Source organism: Actinophytocola sp. (assembly GCF_050699915.1).
GTDB lineage: Bacteria > Actinomycetota > Actinomycetes > Mycobacteriales > Pseudonocardiaceae > Actinophytocola.
This window is the reverse complement of the sequence record NZ_JBOHGA010000033.1, coordinates 1-14,535: the sequence shown is the minus strand read 5'-3', so window position 1 is coordinate 14,535 and position 14,535 is coordinate 1. Positions and strand designations below refer to the sequence as shown.

15 protein-coding genes are annotated in these 14,535 nt (G+C 72.4%); 11 read left to right on the top strand and 4 right to left on the bottom strand.

What is annotated here, in order from left to right:
- Positions 1–77 precede the first annotated feature (77 nt).
- Positions 78–1,277 (top strand): hypothetical protein, encoded by a 1,200-nt coding sequence (locus ACRDSK_RS09085; RefSeq protein ID WP_431439546.1) that lies wholly within the window; start codon positions 78–80, stop codon positions 1,275–1,277.
- Between the two features lie 2 nt (positions 1,278–1,279).
- Here ACRDSK_RS09085 and ACRDSK_RS09080 read toward each other — a convergent pair whose 3' ends face one another.
- The gene (locus tag ACRDSK_RS09080; protein WP_431439545.1) at positions 1,280–2,029 is read right to left on the bottom strand and encodes a metallophosphoesterase family protein; all 750 of its coding nucleotides are present in this window, start codon (positions 2,027–2,029) and stop codon (positions 1,280–1,282) included.
- 113 nt (positions 2,030–2,142) lie between these two features.
- Here ACRDSK_RS09080 and ACRDSK_RS09075 point away from each other — a divergent pair, with 113 nt between their 5' ends.
- Positions 2,143–3,129 carry a methyltransferase gene (locus tag ACRDSK_RS09075; protein ID WP_431439544.1) on the top strand — a complete coding sequence of 329 codons (987 nt, stop codon included), beginning with the start codon at positions 2,143–2,145 and terminating at the stop codon, positions 3,127–3,129.
- On the opposite strand, the gene ACRDSK_RS09070 is transcribed toward ACRDSK_RS09075, so the two are convergent.
- Together ACRDSK_RS09070 and ACRDSK_RS09065 are read right to left on the bottom strand one after the other, a co-directional pair.
- Positions 3,126–3,704: a hypothetical protein gene (locus ACRDSK_RS09070; RefSeq protein ID WP_431439543.1), complete on the bottom strand. Its 579-nt coding sequence runs from the start codon at positions 3,702–3,704 to the stop codon at positions 3,126–3,128. The genes ACRDSK_RS09075 and ACRDSK_RS09070 overlap by 4 nt on opposite strands.
- 31 nt (positions 3,705–3,735) lie before the next feature.
- On the bottom strand, positions 3,736–5,067 hold the full coding sequence (locus ACRDSK_RS09065; protein ID WP_431439542.1) for an ankyrin repeat domain-containing protein: 1,332 nt from the start codon (positions 5,065–5,067) through the stop codon (positions 3,736–3,738).
- Between the two features lie 186 nt (positions 5,068–5,253).
- Between ACRDSK_RS09065 and ACRDSK_RS09060 the strand changes: the two genes are divergently transcribed.
- The 9 genes from ACRDSK_RS09060 to ACRDSK_RS09020 all read left to right on the top strand — a co-directional run bounded on the left by ACRDSK_RS09060 (position 5,254) and on the right by ACRDSK_RS09020 (position 14,029).
- Positions 5,254–6,594: a replication-associated recombination protein A gene (locus ACRDSK_RS09060; RefSeq protein ID WP_431439571.1), complete on the top strand. Its 1,341-nt coding sequence runs from the start codon at positions 5,254–5,256 to the stop codon at positions 6,592–6,594.
- Positions 6,595–6,695: 101 nt separating this feature from the next.
- Positions 6,696–7,106 carry a DUF948 domain-containing protein gene (locus tag ACRDSK_RS09055; protein WP_431439541.1) on the top strand — a complete coding sequence of 137 codons (411 nt, stop codon included), beginning with the start codon at positions 6,696–6,698 and terminating at the stop codon, positions 7,104–7,106.
- On the top strand, positions 7,103–7,450 hold the full coding sequence (locus ACRDSK_RS09050; RefSeq protein WP_431439540.1) for a hypothetical protein: 348 nt from the start codon (positions 7,103–7,105) through the stop codon (positions 7,448–7,450). The genes ACRDSK_RS09055 and ACRDSK_RS09050 overlap by 4 nt, the downstream gene beginning before the upstream one ends.
- 75 nt (positions 7,451–7,525) lie before the next feature.
- The gene (alaS, locus tag ACRDSK_RS09045; RefSeq protein ID WP_431439539.1) at positions 7,526–10,195 is read left to right on the top strand and encodes an alanine--tRNA ligase; all 2,670 of its coding nucleotides are present in this window, start codon (positions 7,526–7,528) and stop codon (positions 10,193–10,195) included.
- Positions 10,192–10,680 (top strand): Holliday junction resolvase RuvX, encoded by a 489-nt coding sequence (ruvX, locus tag ACRDSK_RS09040; protein WP_431439538.1) that lies wholly within the window; start codon positions 10,192–10,194, stop codon positions 10,678–10,680. The genes alaS and ruvX overlap by 4 nt, the downstream gene beginning before the upstream one ends.
- Positions 10,677–11,873 carry an endolytic transglycosylase MltG gene (mltG, locus tag ACRDSK_RS09035; protein WP_431439537.1) on the top strand — a complete coding sequence of 399 codons (1,197 nt, stop codon included), beginning with the start codon at positions 10,677–10,679 and terminating at the stop codon, positions 11,871–11,873. The genes ruvX and mltG overlap by 4 nt, the downstream gene beginning before the upstream one ends.
- Positions 11,863–12,705 carry a shikimate dehydrogenase gene (locus ACRDSK_RS09030; RefSeq protein WP_431439536.1) on the top strand — a complete coding sequence of 281 codons (843 nt, stop codon included), beginning with the start codon at positions 11,863–11,865 and terminating at the stop codon, positions 12,703–12,705. The genes mltG and ACRDSK_RS09030 overlap by 11 nt, the downstream gene beginning before the upstream one ends.
- A 10-nt stretch (positions 12,706–12,715) precedes the next feature.
- The gene (locus ACRDSK_RS09025; protein WP_431439535.1) at positions 12,716–13,291 is read left to right on the top strand and encodes a GrpB family protein; all 576 of its coding nucleotides are present in this window, start codon (positions 12,716–12,718) and stop codon (positions 13,289–13,291) included.
- A gap of 93 nt (positions 13,292–13,384) precedes the next feature.
- On the top strand, positions 13,385–14,029 hold the full coding sequence (locus ACRDSK_RS09020; RefSeq protein ID WP_431439534.1) for a prepilin peptidase: 645 nt from the start codon (positions 13,385–13,387) through the stop codon (positions 14,027–14,029).
- 291 nt (positions 14,030–14,320) lie between these two features.
- Here ACRDSK_RS09020 and ACRDSK_RS09015 read toward each other — a convergent pair.
- A partial coding sequence (locus ACRDSK_RS09015) for a hypothetical protein (protein ID WP_431439533.1) occupies positions 14,321–14,535 on the bottom strand: 215 nt, incomplete at its 5' end.

Sequence of the window (14,535 nt, the reverse complement as noted above, 5' to 3'; positions counted from 1 at the left end):
TTCTCCCCGAAATGCTGGCTACTTGATCGATGGACACGACTACGGTCGGTGTAGCGACGGGAGTAGGGTCTGAGGAGATGAGTGTGGAAACCGCCGCCGACCCACCTGCAGTTGGTGGCGAGGCGGATCCCGAGGTGTTGGCGACGGTGGTGGCGGCAGAGTCCGTGCTCAGCCGGCGGTTCGGGTCGAAGATCCGGTTGTCCGGACCCGAGGACCTAGGCGGCAGCGAGAGATCGGTCGTACTGCGGGTCCGGGTGGCGGCGAGCCCCTTCTCGCTGCCCCGCACGCTCGTGCTGAAACGCTACCTCGAACCACCAGACCAGCCCTGCGACAGCTTCGTCCGCGAAGCGGCGAGCTACCAGCTGTTCACCGCGCTGGCGTCCGAGGACCGGATGTGCCCCGAGCTCTTCGCGCACGGCGCGGACGCCAGGCTCGTGGTGCTCGAGGACCTCGGCGGCGCGCCGACCCTCGCCGACAAGCTGCTCGGCGACGACGCGCGGTCCGCCGAACGCGCGCTGCTGTCGTGGTCGCGCTCGCTCGGTCGGCTGCACGCCACGACCGCGGGGCGCGAGGCCGACTTCGACGCGCTCGAGCGGCGACTGACCCCGCCCGAGCTCAAGGACCCCCTGGCCGTCGACGGCGCCAAGGCGCTCCTCGAGCTGCCCGCGCTGCTCGAGGCGCAGCTCGACGTGCCGACCCCGGCGGAGGCCGTCGAGCACGCGCGGACCAGCCGTTCGCTCCTGGAGACCGGGCGGCACCGCGCGTTCAGCCCGTCGGACTCGTGCCCGGACAACAACCTGATCACCAACAGGGGAGTGCGGTTCCTCGACTTCGAGGGCGGCTGCGTACGCAACGCGATCTTCGACGCGGCCTACCTGCGGGTGCCGTTCCCGTCGTGCTGGTGCCCGTTCGGCCTGCCCGCGGGCATGACCGACGCGATGGTCGCCGGCTGGCGGGCCGAGGTGCGGGTCGTGTGGCCGGACCTGGACGACGACTCCGTGCTGCTGCCGCGGCTGCTGGACGCGCAGCTGTTCTGGGTGTGGCTGACCACCTGGCAGTTCTTCACCCGTCCCGAGGCGGCGCAGTCGCACTCCTCGAGCCTGGCCGACACACCGCCGGACACGCTGGTGCTGATCGAGCGGTGGCGCCGGCTCGCCGAGTCCGCGGAGGCGGCGGGCGTCCACGAGGTCGCCGCGCACTCGGCGCGGGTCGCCGACGCGCTGCGCGCCCACTTCGGCCGGGACGAGCCGCTGGCGCTGTACCCCGCATTCCGCTGACGCTAGGACGCCTGCGCCTTGAACGTCGCCAACGCCTCGGCGTCGGACGGCGGGTTGCGGACGAAGAAGTCGGTCCACTCGGCGACGTCGGGGTAGTCGCTGCTCGCCTCGATGGCCGCGCACGCCGCCTCGCGGTCGAACTCTGTGCGGCGCAACTGAACCGCGCCGTTCGCGAGCAGCGCCCACTGCGCACCGGTCGTGCCGTACGGCATGCCGACGCTGCCGGCGTTCACGATCATGCGCCGGTCGACGAGGCGCGCGAACTGCATGTGGGTGTGCCCGCAGACGATCGTGCCGACGCTGGCGGGCACGCCGGCGAGCACCTCGGCCCAGCGCGGCAGGTCGCTGTCGACGAACACCATCTCCTCGTCGTCGCGGGGAGTCGCGTGGCAGCACAGCACCTCGCCGAAGCCGCGCACGTCGAGGGTGATCGCCGGCCGCAGTCCGTCGAGCAGCTCGACCTGGTCCGGTCGCAGCTGCCCGGCCGCCCAGTCGCCGACCGGGAACGACCCGTCGGACTCCGCGCCCCGGGCCAGGGCGACCAGCTCGCGCTCGCAGTTGCCCTTCACCCACCTGGCCCGGTCGCCGAGCGACACGAGCCGGTCGAGCGTCGGCACGGGCTGCGGGCCGGTGGCGACGTCGCCGTTCAGCACGACCACGTCCGCGTCGCGCACGTCGGGCTCGGCCAGCACCGCCTCGAGCACCGGCAGGACGCCGTGGATGTCGGACAGGATCGCGACCGTGTCAGGCATGCGGCCAAGTCTCGACGCCGGACGCGGGCGCGGGCCAGCTGATTCGCCGTGAGCGGACGGAGTTTGGCCGCGGGCGATCTGCGTCGCGTGCGGCCCGGCGATAGCGTGAGGCGATGCGCGACAAGGAGGTCGACGAGCTCATCGAGCAGGCGGACCTGGTGACGCCCATGGCGATCCGGGTGGCCGCGACGCTGCGCCTCGCGGACAGCCTGGACCAGGCGAGAACCCCGGACGAGCTGGCCGCCGCGGTCGGCGCCGACCCGGACGCGTTGGACCGGCTCATGCGCCACCTCGCCACGATCGGCCTGCTGCGCCGCGACGACGCCGGCGGCTACACGCGGACCGAGCGCGGCGAGCTCCTGTGCGACGGCCATCCGGCGGGGCTGCGCGCCGACTGGGACGTCGAGGGCGTGGTCGGCCGCGGCGACCTGTCGGCGACGGCGTTGCTGCACAGCATCCGCACCGGAGAGTCGGCCTTCGCGGCGAAGTACGGCACGTCGTGCTGGACCGACCTCGCCGCCGACCCGGCCCGGGCCGCGGCGTTCGACGACGCGCGAGGCGTGGCCGCAGGCATCGAGGCGCCGAGCATCGTGGCGGCCTACGACTGGGGTGCGCTCGGCGACGTGGTGGACGTGGGCGGCGGCAACGGGTCGCTGCTGATCACGCTGCTCAACGAGTTCCCGGCGCTGCGCGGCACCGTGTTCGACCTGCCCGGCGCGGCGGAGTCGGCTCGCAAGCTGATCGATGCGGCGGGCCTGGCCGACCGCGCGGACGCGGTGGCGGGCGACTTCTTCGACCGGGTGCCGCCCGGTGCCGAGGGCTATCTGCTGTCGGCGGTCGTCCACAACTGGGGCGACGCGGACGCCCGCCGGATCCTGGCCCACTGCGCCGAGGCCGCGGGTGCGGACGGCGCGGTGTTCGTCATCGAGCGGGTCGCGAAGCCGACGCGCACGCACGCGGACCTGCGCAACCTGGCGTGGTTCGGCGGCAAGGTCCGCGATGTCCCCGAGCTCACCGCGCTCGCCGAGAGCGCGGGTCTCGCCGAGGCGGCCCTGCACACCGAGGGCGAGATCGCCGTGCTGGAGCTGCGCACCGCCTAGCTCTCGGTGAACCGCACCCCGTCCGGCGCGAGCGCGCGCAGCCCGCGGACCGTCTCGTCGAGCGACGGCGCCTTGTGCTGTCCGGAGATCGCCAGCGGCGAGCCGAACTCCGCGGCCAGCCGGCGGTGCTGACGGAGCTGGCGGCGACTCGGCACCCTCGCCAGCTCCGCCAGTGCGGGCTCCGTCGGAACCAGCGTCAGGTAGCGGGCCGAGGTCCGGCGCCGGCCCTGCCACGAACGCAGGCCGACCTCGGTGATCTCCGACCAGTCGAGCCGCACCGACTCCGACCGCGGGAACCCGCCTATCCGCACCCACACGTGGTCCGCGTCGGCCGCGAGGACCGGCTCGAGCTCCGAGCGCACGACCAGCAGCTCCAGCGACACGCCCAGCACGCACGCCAGCCCGATGACCGCCCAGCCGCCGAACACCGTTTCCGTCGCGGCCACCCCGAACCCGGCGGCCACCACGGCCAGCGCCAACACCGCGAGCGAGGGCAGGTGCTCGCGCACGACGCCCGACCGGCTCGGCGCCACCACCACCTTGACCTCACGCGGGATCCGCGCAGCCCGCTCCACGCCGGCAGCGTATCCCCGCGACCGAGCGGTCTCAGGCCCGCTCGGTGCCGCCCCGGGCGAGGAGCAGCGCGCGGGCATCCTCGTGACCGCCGTGCGACGCCCAGTTCGCCGGCGTGCCGCCGTACAGCTCGTCGGTGATCGTCGGGTCCGCGCCGGCGTCCAGCAGCACCTCGATCACCTCGAGGTGGCCGTCCTCGGCCGCGTGGTGCAGCGCCGTCGTCCCCACTCCGTGCCGCGGCCCGCCGAACGTGCCCACCGCGGACGGCGCCGCGCCCAGCTCCAGCAGCCGGCGGACCGCCCGCACCCGACCGCAGGCGGCCGCCCACGTCAGCGGGGTGCCGCGGTACACGTCCGCGTCCAGGGACGCGCCGAGCCGGTGCAGCGCCGAGATCGCGCCGACGGCGTCCGCCCGTGCGGCCCAGCTCATCGCCTCGTCGCCGATCTCGGTCGCCGACGACGACGGTCGCCAGGCCGGGAAGCCGCCGTGCGGACGGTAGAACCCGCGGTGCGCGCCGGCCTCCGGGGACGACCAGAGCTCCTCGACGAGCGCGATGTCGTCGAGCCCGGCGGCGGTCCGCAGGTTGCGCGGCACCACCCCGTGCTCGGCCAGCATCGCCGCCACCTCGCGGTTGCCCCAGAACAGCGCCACCGCGAGCGGCGTGCCGCCGTCGCCACGTGCGGACCGGTGCACCGGCGCGCCGGCGGCGAGCAGCAGCCGCGCCATGTGCGGCAGGTTCGAGTACCCGGCCTGATGCAGCGCCGTCCAGCCGTGCGTGTTCGCGTGCGCCACGTCCGCGCCGGCCTCGAGCAGCACCGCCACGAGTCGCTCGTCGCAGGTCGACGCCGCCAGGCCGAGCAGGTCGTTGCCGTTCGTACCGTCGGCGGTGACCAGCTCCGGGAACCGCTCCAGCAGCTCCCGCAGCCCGTCGAAGTCACGGGCGAGGATCGCCTGGAAGGCCCGCGCGAACGGCTCGGCCCGCAGGTCGGCGACGTGGCGGCGCAGCGCCGTCCACGACGTGAACCCGTGGTTGCGGGCCACCACCAGTCGTGCGCCGGCCGGGCTCAGCGGCGCCGACCAGCGCTCGAACGCGGCGAGCGCTTCCTGCGTGCCGTCGGCGGCGGAGGCGAGCAGACCCTCGGCCCGCTCTGCGTAGTAGTCGGGGTCGTTCTCGAAGGCGTGCTGCAGCGACGACCCGGCGGTCGCCACGCGGTCGACGTAGGCACGCAGGCGCGGCCAGCTGCCGAACCCGTAGCGGCGGGCGATCTCGAATTGCGCCTCGGAAAGCTTCAGCGAGCGGGCCTTGCGCAGATCCTTCGCCTGCTTGCGCAGCTGCTCCAGGCTAACGGCGACGGGTAGCGACACGGCAACCTCCTTACCCGAATCGCCCGAGGTCCGCTGGCACCGGGCGGGGCAGAAGGTGCGGTAGTGCGTCGAAAACGACCCGGGGTGGGCTCGGCCCTGTCCGCGGACGGGACGCGGCTCCGGGACCGCGCGTGCCGATCGTAATGGTTGTCAGACCAGCCGGGTAGCGTCCAGGACGTGGACGACCTGCAGCTGTTCGACAGTCCGCCCGACGAGCACCCGGGCGGACGCACCCGGCTCGCGGCGAACGCGCCGCTGGCCGTGCGCATGCGGCCGGCCGACCTCGGCGAGGTGCTCGGCCAGGACCACCTCCTCGGTCCCGGCGCACCGCTGCGCCGGCTGGTCGAGGGCGCCGCCCCGGCCTCACTGCTTCTCTACGGGCCGCCCGGCACCGGCAAGACGACGCTCGCCATGCTCGTGTCGAGCGCGATCGGCCGGCGGTTCGTGGCGCTGTCGGCGCTGTCCGCGGGCGTCAAGGAGGTGCGCGGGGTCATCGAGGACGCGCGCCGCCGGCTCACCCACTCCGGCGAGTCGACCGTCCTGTTCATCGACGAGGTCCACCGCTTCTCCCGCACCCAGCAGGACGCGCTGCTCGGTGCCGTCGAGGACCGGATCGTCCTGCTCGTCGCGGCCACCACGGAGAACCCCTTCTTCTCCGTCGTCTCGCCGCTGCTGTCCCGCTCGCTCGTGCTGCAGCTGCGCTCGCTGTCCGACGACGACGTCCGGACGCTGGTGCGCCGAGCGCTGGCCGACGAGCGCGGACTGAACGGCACCGCCACCCTCGCCGAGGACGCCGAGGACCACGTCGTCCGGCTCGCGGCAGGTGACGCCCGGCGCGCGCTCACCGCCCTCGAGGCCGCCGCCGACTCCGCACTCGCCACCCGGGACGGCGCGATCGACCTCGCCACCGTCGAGTCCACAGTGGACAAAGCGGCGGTTCGCTACGACCGCCAGGGCGACCAGCACTACGACGTCATCAGCGCGTTCATCAAGTCCATGCGCGGCTCGGACGTCGACGCCGCGCTGCACTACCTCGCGCGGATGATCGAGGCGGGGGAGGACCCGCGGTTCCTCGCGCGCCGGCTGGTGATCTTCGCGAGCGAGGACGTCGGCATGGCCGATCCCATGGCGCTGCAGACCGCCACGGCCGCGGCCCAGGCCGTGCAGCTGATCGGCCTGCCCGAAGCCGCGCTCAACCTCGCCCACGCCACCGTGCACCTGGCCACCGCGCCCAAGTCCAACGCCGTCACCACCGCGATCTCGCAGGCGATGGCCGACGTCCGGGAGGGCGCGGCCGGCACGGTGCCGGCCCACCTGCGCGACGGCCACTACGCCGGTGCGAAGAAGCTCGGCAACGCCGCCGGCTACCGCTACCCGCACGACGCCGCCGAAGGCGTGCTCGAACAGCAGTATCCGCCCGACGAGCTCGTTGGCCGGGACTACTACGAGCCGACCGGCCGCGGCGCCGAACGCCCGATCGCGGAGCGCCTGCCCAAGCTCCGCCGCGTAATCCGGGGCGAGAAATGACGATCGTGCCCGCCCGGTGATCCGGACAGGCCACGGTCGGCGCCGCGCGGTAACCTGACCGGCATTCCACGACGTCACACGTATCGCAACTAGGAGGGCTCGTGTCGGCAGGGCAGCTCGCCGCGTTGATCGCGGCCGGCGCGTTCGTACTGCTCGTGCTGCTGCTCGCGATCCCGTTGATCAAGCTCGGGCGCACGCTCGACGAGGCCACCATCGCGATCCGCAAGGCGCACACCAACACCGACCCGCTGTTCGACGAGGCCAACACCGCGCTCACGCACGTGAACACCCAGCTCGAGCGGGTCGACGGCATCACGGCGAACACGCAGGCCGTCACCGGCAATGTCTCGGCGCTCACGTCGGTGTTCACCGCCACGCTCGGCGGCCCGCTGGTCAAGGTCGCCGCGTTCTCCTACGGCGTCAACAAGGCGCTCAAGGCCCGGCGCAAGGCCAAGGAGGCCGGCGACGGCAAGCACGCGCGGCGTTCGAGGCGCAAGGGGGCCAAGTCGTGAAGCGCCTTTTTTGGCTTGGGGTGGGTGTCGCCACCGGCGTAGCCTTGTCCCGCAAGGCCAAGGAGACGGCCCGTCAGGCCACTCCGGCCGGCATCGCCGGCAACCTGGGCGAGGCGATGCGTGAGCTGGCCGGCGCGATCGGCTCGTTCGGCGCCGATATCCGGGCTGGGATGGTCGAACGCGAAGAGGAGTTGTCCGAAGTGGTGGAGCAGCGATCGGGCGTCAGTCCCGTGGCTCGCCACGCGCTGGGCGTGCGCGACACGCGCTCCGACACGAGCACCGAGTGGGCGGCGCGGCGGGTGCCCGCGCCTCGCGACGCGCGAGCTCGCCGGGCGGACAGCTGACCCGCGCCTGCGTTGCGCGCGGCTGTCCGCCGTGACCCGGACTCCCGTCGGCTCCACACCCTCCTAGGACTCACCGTGCAGACACACGACATCCGCAACCGATTCCTCGACCACTTCAAGGCGTCCGGGCACACGCTCGTGCCGAGCGCCTCGCTCATCCTCGACGACCCGAACCTGCTGTTCGTCAACGCGGGAATGGTGCAGTTCAAGCCGTACTTCCTCGGCGACGAGCCGCCGCCGTACCCGCGCGCGACCAGCGTGCAGAAGTGCGTGCGCACCGGCGACATCGACGAGGTCGGCAAGACCACCCGGCACAACACGTTCTTTCAGATGGCCGGGAACTTCTCCTTCGGCGACTACTTCAAGGCGGGCGCGATCGAGCACGCCTGGCAGCTGGTCACCGGCAGTCAGGCCGACGGCGGCTACGGCTTCGACCCCGAGCGCATCTGGGTAACCGTCTACAAGACCGACGACGAGGCCATCGAGCTGTGGCGCAAGATCGCCGGCCTGCCCGACGAGCGCATCCAGCGCCGCGGCGGCGAGGACAACTACTGGGACATGGGCGTGCCCGGCCCCGGCGGCCCGTGCTCGGAGATCTACTACGACCGCGGCCCGGAGTACGGCAAGGAAGGCGGCCCCGTCGCCGACGAGGATCGCTACCTCGAGATCTGGAACCTCGTCTTCATGCAGGACGAGCGGGGCGAGCTGTCCCCGAAGAAGGATCACCCGCCGATCGGCGAGCTGCCGGCGAAGAACATCGACACCGGGCTCGGGATAGAGCGGGTGGCGTTCCTGCTGCAGGACGTGCACAACGTCTACGAGACCGACCTGGTCCGCCCGGTGATCACCAAGGCGGAGGAGATGTCGGGCCACCGCTACGGCACCGACCCGGTCGACGACGTGCGGTTCCGGGTCATCGCCGACCACGCGCGCAGCGGCGTCATGCTGATCGGCGACGGCGTTACGCCGGGCAACGAGGCGCGCGGCTACGTGCTGCGCCGGCTGCTGCGCCGGATCGTCCGCTCGGTGCGGCTGCTGGGCGTCCACGAGCCGGTGCTGCCCGAGTTCGCGGCGGTCGTGCGCGACACCATGGGCCCGGCCTACCCCGAGCTGGTCAGCCAGTTCGACCGCATCGAGTCCGTGGTGCGCAACGAGGAGGACACCTTCCTCACCACGCTCACCAGCGGCTCGAAGATCTTCGACCTGGCGGCGACGGAGACCAAGGATTCGGGCGGCCGCGTGCTGGCGGGCGACAAGGCGTTCCAGCTGCACGACACCTACGGGTTCCCGATCGACCTGACCCTGGAGATGGCGTCCGAGCAGGGTCTGTCCGTCGACGAGGATGGCTTCCGCCGGCTGATGGCCGAGCAGCGCCGGCGCTCCAAGGAGGACGCGGCGTCGCGCAAGGTCGGGCACGGCGACGGCGGTGTGTACCGCGCGGTGCTGGACAAGCACGGTGTCACCGACTTCCTGGGCTACCGCGACCTCACCTCGGAGGCGACAGTGGTCGGCCTGCTCTCCGGCGGCGAGCCGGCGGTCGCGGCGGGTGTGGGGTCCGAGGTCGAGGTCGTGCTGAACCGCACGCCGTTCTACGCGGAGGGCGGCGGCCAGCTCGCCGACACCGGGCGGATCGTGGGCGACGGCTTCGTGGTCGAGGTGCACGACGTGCAGTCGCCGGTCGCGGGCCTGAACGTGCACCGCGGCAAGGTCGTCTCCGGCGAGGTCACCCTCGACGCCACGGCCAACGCGGAGGTCGACCCGACCCGCCGGCGCGCGGTGTCCCGGTCGCACTCGGCGACCCACCTCGTGCACGCGGGCGTCCGACGCGCGCTCGGCACCCAGGCGGCGCAAGCGGGCTCACTCAACGCTCCGGGCCGGCTGCGGTTCGACTTCACCTCGCCCGGTGGCGCGGTGCCGGCGAGCGTGCTGGCGGACGTCGAGGACGAGGTCAACGACGTGCTGCTCAACGACTACGACGTGCGCGCGGAGGTCGTCACGCTCGACGAGGCGCGCAAGCAGGGCGCGATCGCGTTCTTCGGCGAGAAGTACGGCGACAAGGTTCGCGTCATCACGATCGGCGACTACTCCAAGGAGCTGTGCGGCGGCACGCACGTGCACCGCTCCGGCGAGATCGGTGTGGTCAAGCTGCTGTCCGAGGCGTCGATCGGCGCCGGTGTGCGTCGCGTCGAGGCGCTGGTCGGGCTCGACGCGTTCCGGTTCCTCGCGCGCGAGCACGTGCTGGTGGCCCAGCTCGCGGAGCAGTTCAAGGTGCCGGCGGACGAGTTGCCGGAGCGCATCGGGCAGACCGTCGAGCGGCTGCGCGCGGCGGAGAAGGAGCTGGAGAAGCTGCGCGGCGCCCAGCTGCTGTCGTCCGCGGGCACCCTCGCCGACCAGGCCGAGGACGTCAACGGCACCGCGCTGGTCGCGGTAGCCACGCCGGACGGCATCGGCGGCAACGACCTGCGCGCGCTCGCGGCCGAGGTGCGCAACCGGCTCGGTGCGCGGCCGGGCGTGGTGGCGCTGTTCTCGGCGGACGGCCCGAAGGTCTCGTTCGTGGTCGCGACTACGTCCGTGGCCCGCGACCAGGGGCTCGCGGCGGGCAAGCTGGTGCCGTCGTTCTCCCCGGCCATCGGCGGTCGCGGCGGCGGAAAGCCCGACCTCGCGCAGGGCGGCGGCGGCAACCCGGCGGGCGTGCCCGACGCGGTCGTCGCGCTGCGCAGAACATTGGCGGACGGCACTACATGACCGAGCCTGACCGGCCGGGACTCCACGATCCGGGACCCGGCCGCAGGCTTGGTGTGGACGTCGGATCCGTGCGGGTCGGGGTCGCGCTCAGTGATCCCGGTCCCACACTCGCCACGCCACTGGTTACGCTGTCTCGCGACGAACGCTCGGGAAGCGATCTCGACCAGCTCGCCGAGCTCGTTGTCGAGCACGAGGTGGTCGAAGTGGTGGTCGGTTTACCGAGAACGCTCGCGGCCCGTCACGGCAAGGCGGCGGCGGGGGCCGTCGTGTATGCCAGGCGGCTGGCCAGGAAGGTGCGTCCGGTGCCCGTTCGGCTGGCCGACGAACGGCTCACCACGGTCAGCGCCACGAGGATGCTCAGTGATCGGGGGGTGCGCGGCAAGAAGCAGCGGGCGGTGGTCGACCAGGCCGCGGCCGTCGAGATCTTGCAGGCCTGGCTGGACGGCCGGGCTCGGCACATGCCTCCGGAGGCGTCGCAACCATGACCAACGACGAGCTCGACCTGTTCTCCGACGCTCGCACCGAGCGACATCGGCCGGTCCGCAAGCCGCGCAAGCGCAAGCGCCGCCGGGCGGTGCTGTGGGTGAGCATGGTGGTCGTACTCGGGTTGATCGCCGCGGGCGGCTACTACGGGCTGACGCAGATCCTCGACATCGGCAGCTACGACGACTACCCCGGCAAGGGCGAGTCCCAGGTCGTGGTCCAGGTCGAGAACGGCCAGTCGACCGGCGACATCGCCGCCACGCTCGCCGAGGCGGACGTCGTGGCGAGCTCGCGGGCGTTCATCGCCGCGGCGGAGACCGACGAGCGGGTCCGGGCCATCCAGCCCGGCTACTACGTGGTGAAGACGAAGTCGTCCGGCCCGGCGGCGGTGGACCAGATCGTCGCCAAGGACGCGAAGGTCGGCAACCTGCAGATCCGGGCCGGCACGCAGCTGGACGACATCAAGACCGGCGGCAAGGTGACGCCCGGCATCATCGCGCTGCTGGCGAAGGCGTCGTGCGCCGAGCTGAACGGCAAGAGCACCTGCGTGCCGCCCGAGCAGCTGCGGGCCAGCATGCAGAAGGCTGACCTGGCCAAGATCGGGGTGCCGGATTGGGCCGCGCCCTACGCGACGAAGGCCGATCCGGCGCGCCGGCTCGAGGGCCTGGTCATGCCCGGCGTGTACGACGTGAAGCCGGGCTCGTCGCCCGACGAGCTGTGGCAGCAGCTGGTGAGTGACTCGACGACGCAGCTGCAGGCCGTCGGGATGCCGAACATCGCGCAGGAGACCGGTTTCACCCCGTACCAGGTGACGGTCATGGCCTCGCTGATCGAGCGCGAGGCGATCGAGAAGGACTTCGGCAAGGTGTCCCGGGTGACCTACAACCGGCTCTCCCAGCGGATGCAGCTGCAGTACGACTCGACGATCAACTACGTGCTGGACCGGCCGACGATCCGGACGAACGACTCGGATCGCAACCGCGCGGGCCCGTACAACACGTACAAGAACACCGGCCTGCCGCCGACGCCCATCGCCGCGGCGAGTCCGGAGGCGTTCAAGGCGGCCGCGGCGCCCGAGAACGGGAAGTGGCTGTACTTCGTGCGCTGCCAGACCGACGGCACCTCGTGCTTCGCCACGAACCAGGCGCAGCACGACCAGAACATCGCCACAGCCCAGGAGCGCGGTGCCTATTGATCGCCGCGCCGCGGTAGTGGGCTCGCCGGTGGCGCACTCGCTGTCGCCGGTGCTGCACGGCGCCGCGTACCGCGCGTTGGGCCTGACCGGCTGGACCTACGAGCGCGTCGAGGCGGACGCCGCCGCGTTGCCCGCGCTCGTGTCGTCCCTGGACGAGTCGTGGGTTGGCCTGTCGGTGACGATGCCCGGCAAGCAGGCCGCGCTGTCGGTCGCCACCGACGCGACCGCGCGCTCGGTCGCGGTGGGCGCGGCGAACACGCTGGTACGCCTGGGCTCCGGGTGGCGGGCGGACTGCACGGACGTCGACGGCGTCGTCGGCGCACTGCGGGCGGTCGGGTTCGCGGGCTCCGGGTACGGCCTGGTGCTGGGTGCGGGCGGGACCGCGTGCGCGGCGCTCGCGGCGTTCGCCGACCTCGGGATCGCCAGTGCGTACGTGGTCGTCCGCGAGCAGGCCCGCGCCGAGCAGGCCGTGCGGTGCGGGTCGAAGCTGGGCCTGCCGGTCGAGGTGGTCCACTGGGCGTCCGCTTCGTGGCAGACGCTCGTCCGCGACGCCGGCGTGGTCGTGAACACCACGCCCCCGGCCGCCGTCGAGCCGCACGTGTCCTCGCTGGCGTCGGCTCCGTGCGTGCTGGACGTGATCTATCACCCGTGGCCGACGCCGCTGGCCGCCGCGGTCGAGGGGGCTGGTGGCCGGGTGGTGACCGGGCTGGACATGTTGCTGCACCAGGCATTCGGCCAGGTCGAGCAGTTCACCGGCCGGCCGGCTCCCCGCGAGGCGATGCGCGACGCGCTGTCCGAGGCGACCGGTGGTGAGGTGCCGTTGCCGCTCTAGGGTTGGCGGCGTGGACGACGAGGCGTTGCGCGCGGTGACGGTGGGGGAGCTGAAGCCCTACGCGGTTCCGGTGGTTGTGTTGGACTACGACCCGGCTTGGCCGTCGTGGTTCGAGGCGGACCGCGCGGAGATCGTGGCGGCGCTGGGGGAGCGGGCGGTGCTGGTCGAGCACACGGGTTCCACGTCGGTGCCGGGCCTGGTGGCGAAGCCGATCATCGACATGCTGTTGCTGGTGACCGAGTCCGCCGACGAGGAGAGCTACCTGCCCGCGCTGGAGTCGGTGGGCTACCGGCTGCGCGTTCGTCAGCCGGAGTGGCTGGAGCACCGCTGCCTGATCCGTCGCGTCGTGCACGGCGATCAGCATGACGTGAACCTGCACGTGTTCTGCCGTTCGCGCGCCGCCGAGGAGATCGAACGGATCCTCGGCTTCCGGGACTGGCTCCGCACGCACGACGAGGACCGCGATCGCTACGCGGCGGTGAAGCGCGACCTGGCCCGGCGGCGGTGGAAGTACGTCCAGAACTATGCGGACGCGAAGACGGAGGTCATCAAGGAGATCCACGAGAAGGCCGGCTTGCCGAGCTGATTTCCGTTGCCGGGCGGACGAACCCGTGCGAACGGGACCACTCGCACCGGTTCCTCCTTGCCGGGTCGGACTCGTGGAGTCCACCGTGGAGTCATGGACCTCTTCCTGGCCACCACCCTGGGAACCGCCGCCGGCGCCGTGGCCGGCCTGACCGGCCGCCACCTGCTGTCCCGCCTCCGCCGAGGCACTTCTGTCCACAGTGGATGGTTAGCCGGCGCGTTGGCGGCTCTCTGGGCCGTGCTGGCCTGGCGAGTCGCGAGTGGACACCTGCCGGCGTGGTGGCTCCCCATCCCGGCGGCTCTGACCTGGTTCGCGGTTCTCCTGACCGCGGTAGACCTACGCCACAGCCGCCTGCCGAACGCCCTGACCCTGCCCGCCTACCCGGCGATGGCCACCGCGACCGTGACGGCCGCCGCCCTGGCCCCGGACTGGTCGATCCCAGTTCGAGCGGCGGCCGGGGCGGTGGTGTTCGCGACCCTGCACGCGATGGTCCACCTGACGAGCCCGGACTCGTTGGGAGCGGGCGACGTCAAGCTGTCCGGCAGCGTGGGCGCGGCTCTGGCCGCCGCCGGTTGGCCGGCTCTGCTGTTGGCTGCGATCGTCGCCGCGTTGGTGACCCTCCTGCTGGCCGCGACGACACAGTCCCGCTCCCGAGACCCCATCCCGCACGGCCCAGGCCTACTGACAGCCGCAACCCTGTTCACGATGTTCCCCACCACAGCGGTCACGTCCCCATGACACCCACCCACCGATGTGTCCCGCTCGCCCATGTGACAACGCAACTGTCCGGGCGCAAACAAGTTCTGGAGCAGACCATCCGAGCCAACCTGCCCCGCCTCGATGTCCCGGCCCGAACACTCACTCAACGGCACTCGCTCTCCGGCGGCAGGGGCAGGCAGTGGCCGCGCGCTCAAGGTTCAGCACGAGCCCCAGCCGAGCGAACCTGCCAGACGCCCGGCGGCTCGGACACTTGGAGGCCGCCGGGCATCGCCGCTGGAAACCGCCGGGCTCCACAGCTGAGCATGGCCGTCAGGCATGTGGCTGGGCGCCGCCACCAAGACCGTCGCCGGGCGGCGGCGCCCGGCTGCGGCCAAGCCCCATCGCCAGCATCGCTGATCGACCATCGGTGGGCACGCCGCCGGCGGCCGTCGGGTGCTGCCCGACCTGCTCCGGGCACCGCGGTCGGCCATCGCTGGTGGCGCCATCGCGCGCGTCGCGGTCGGGCACCGCGGTCGGGCGTGACG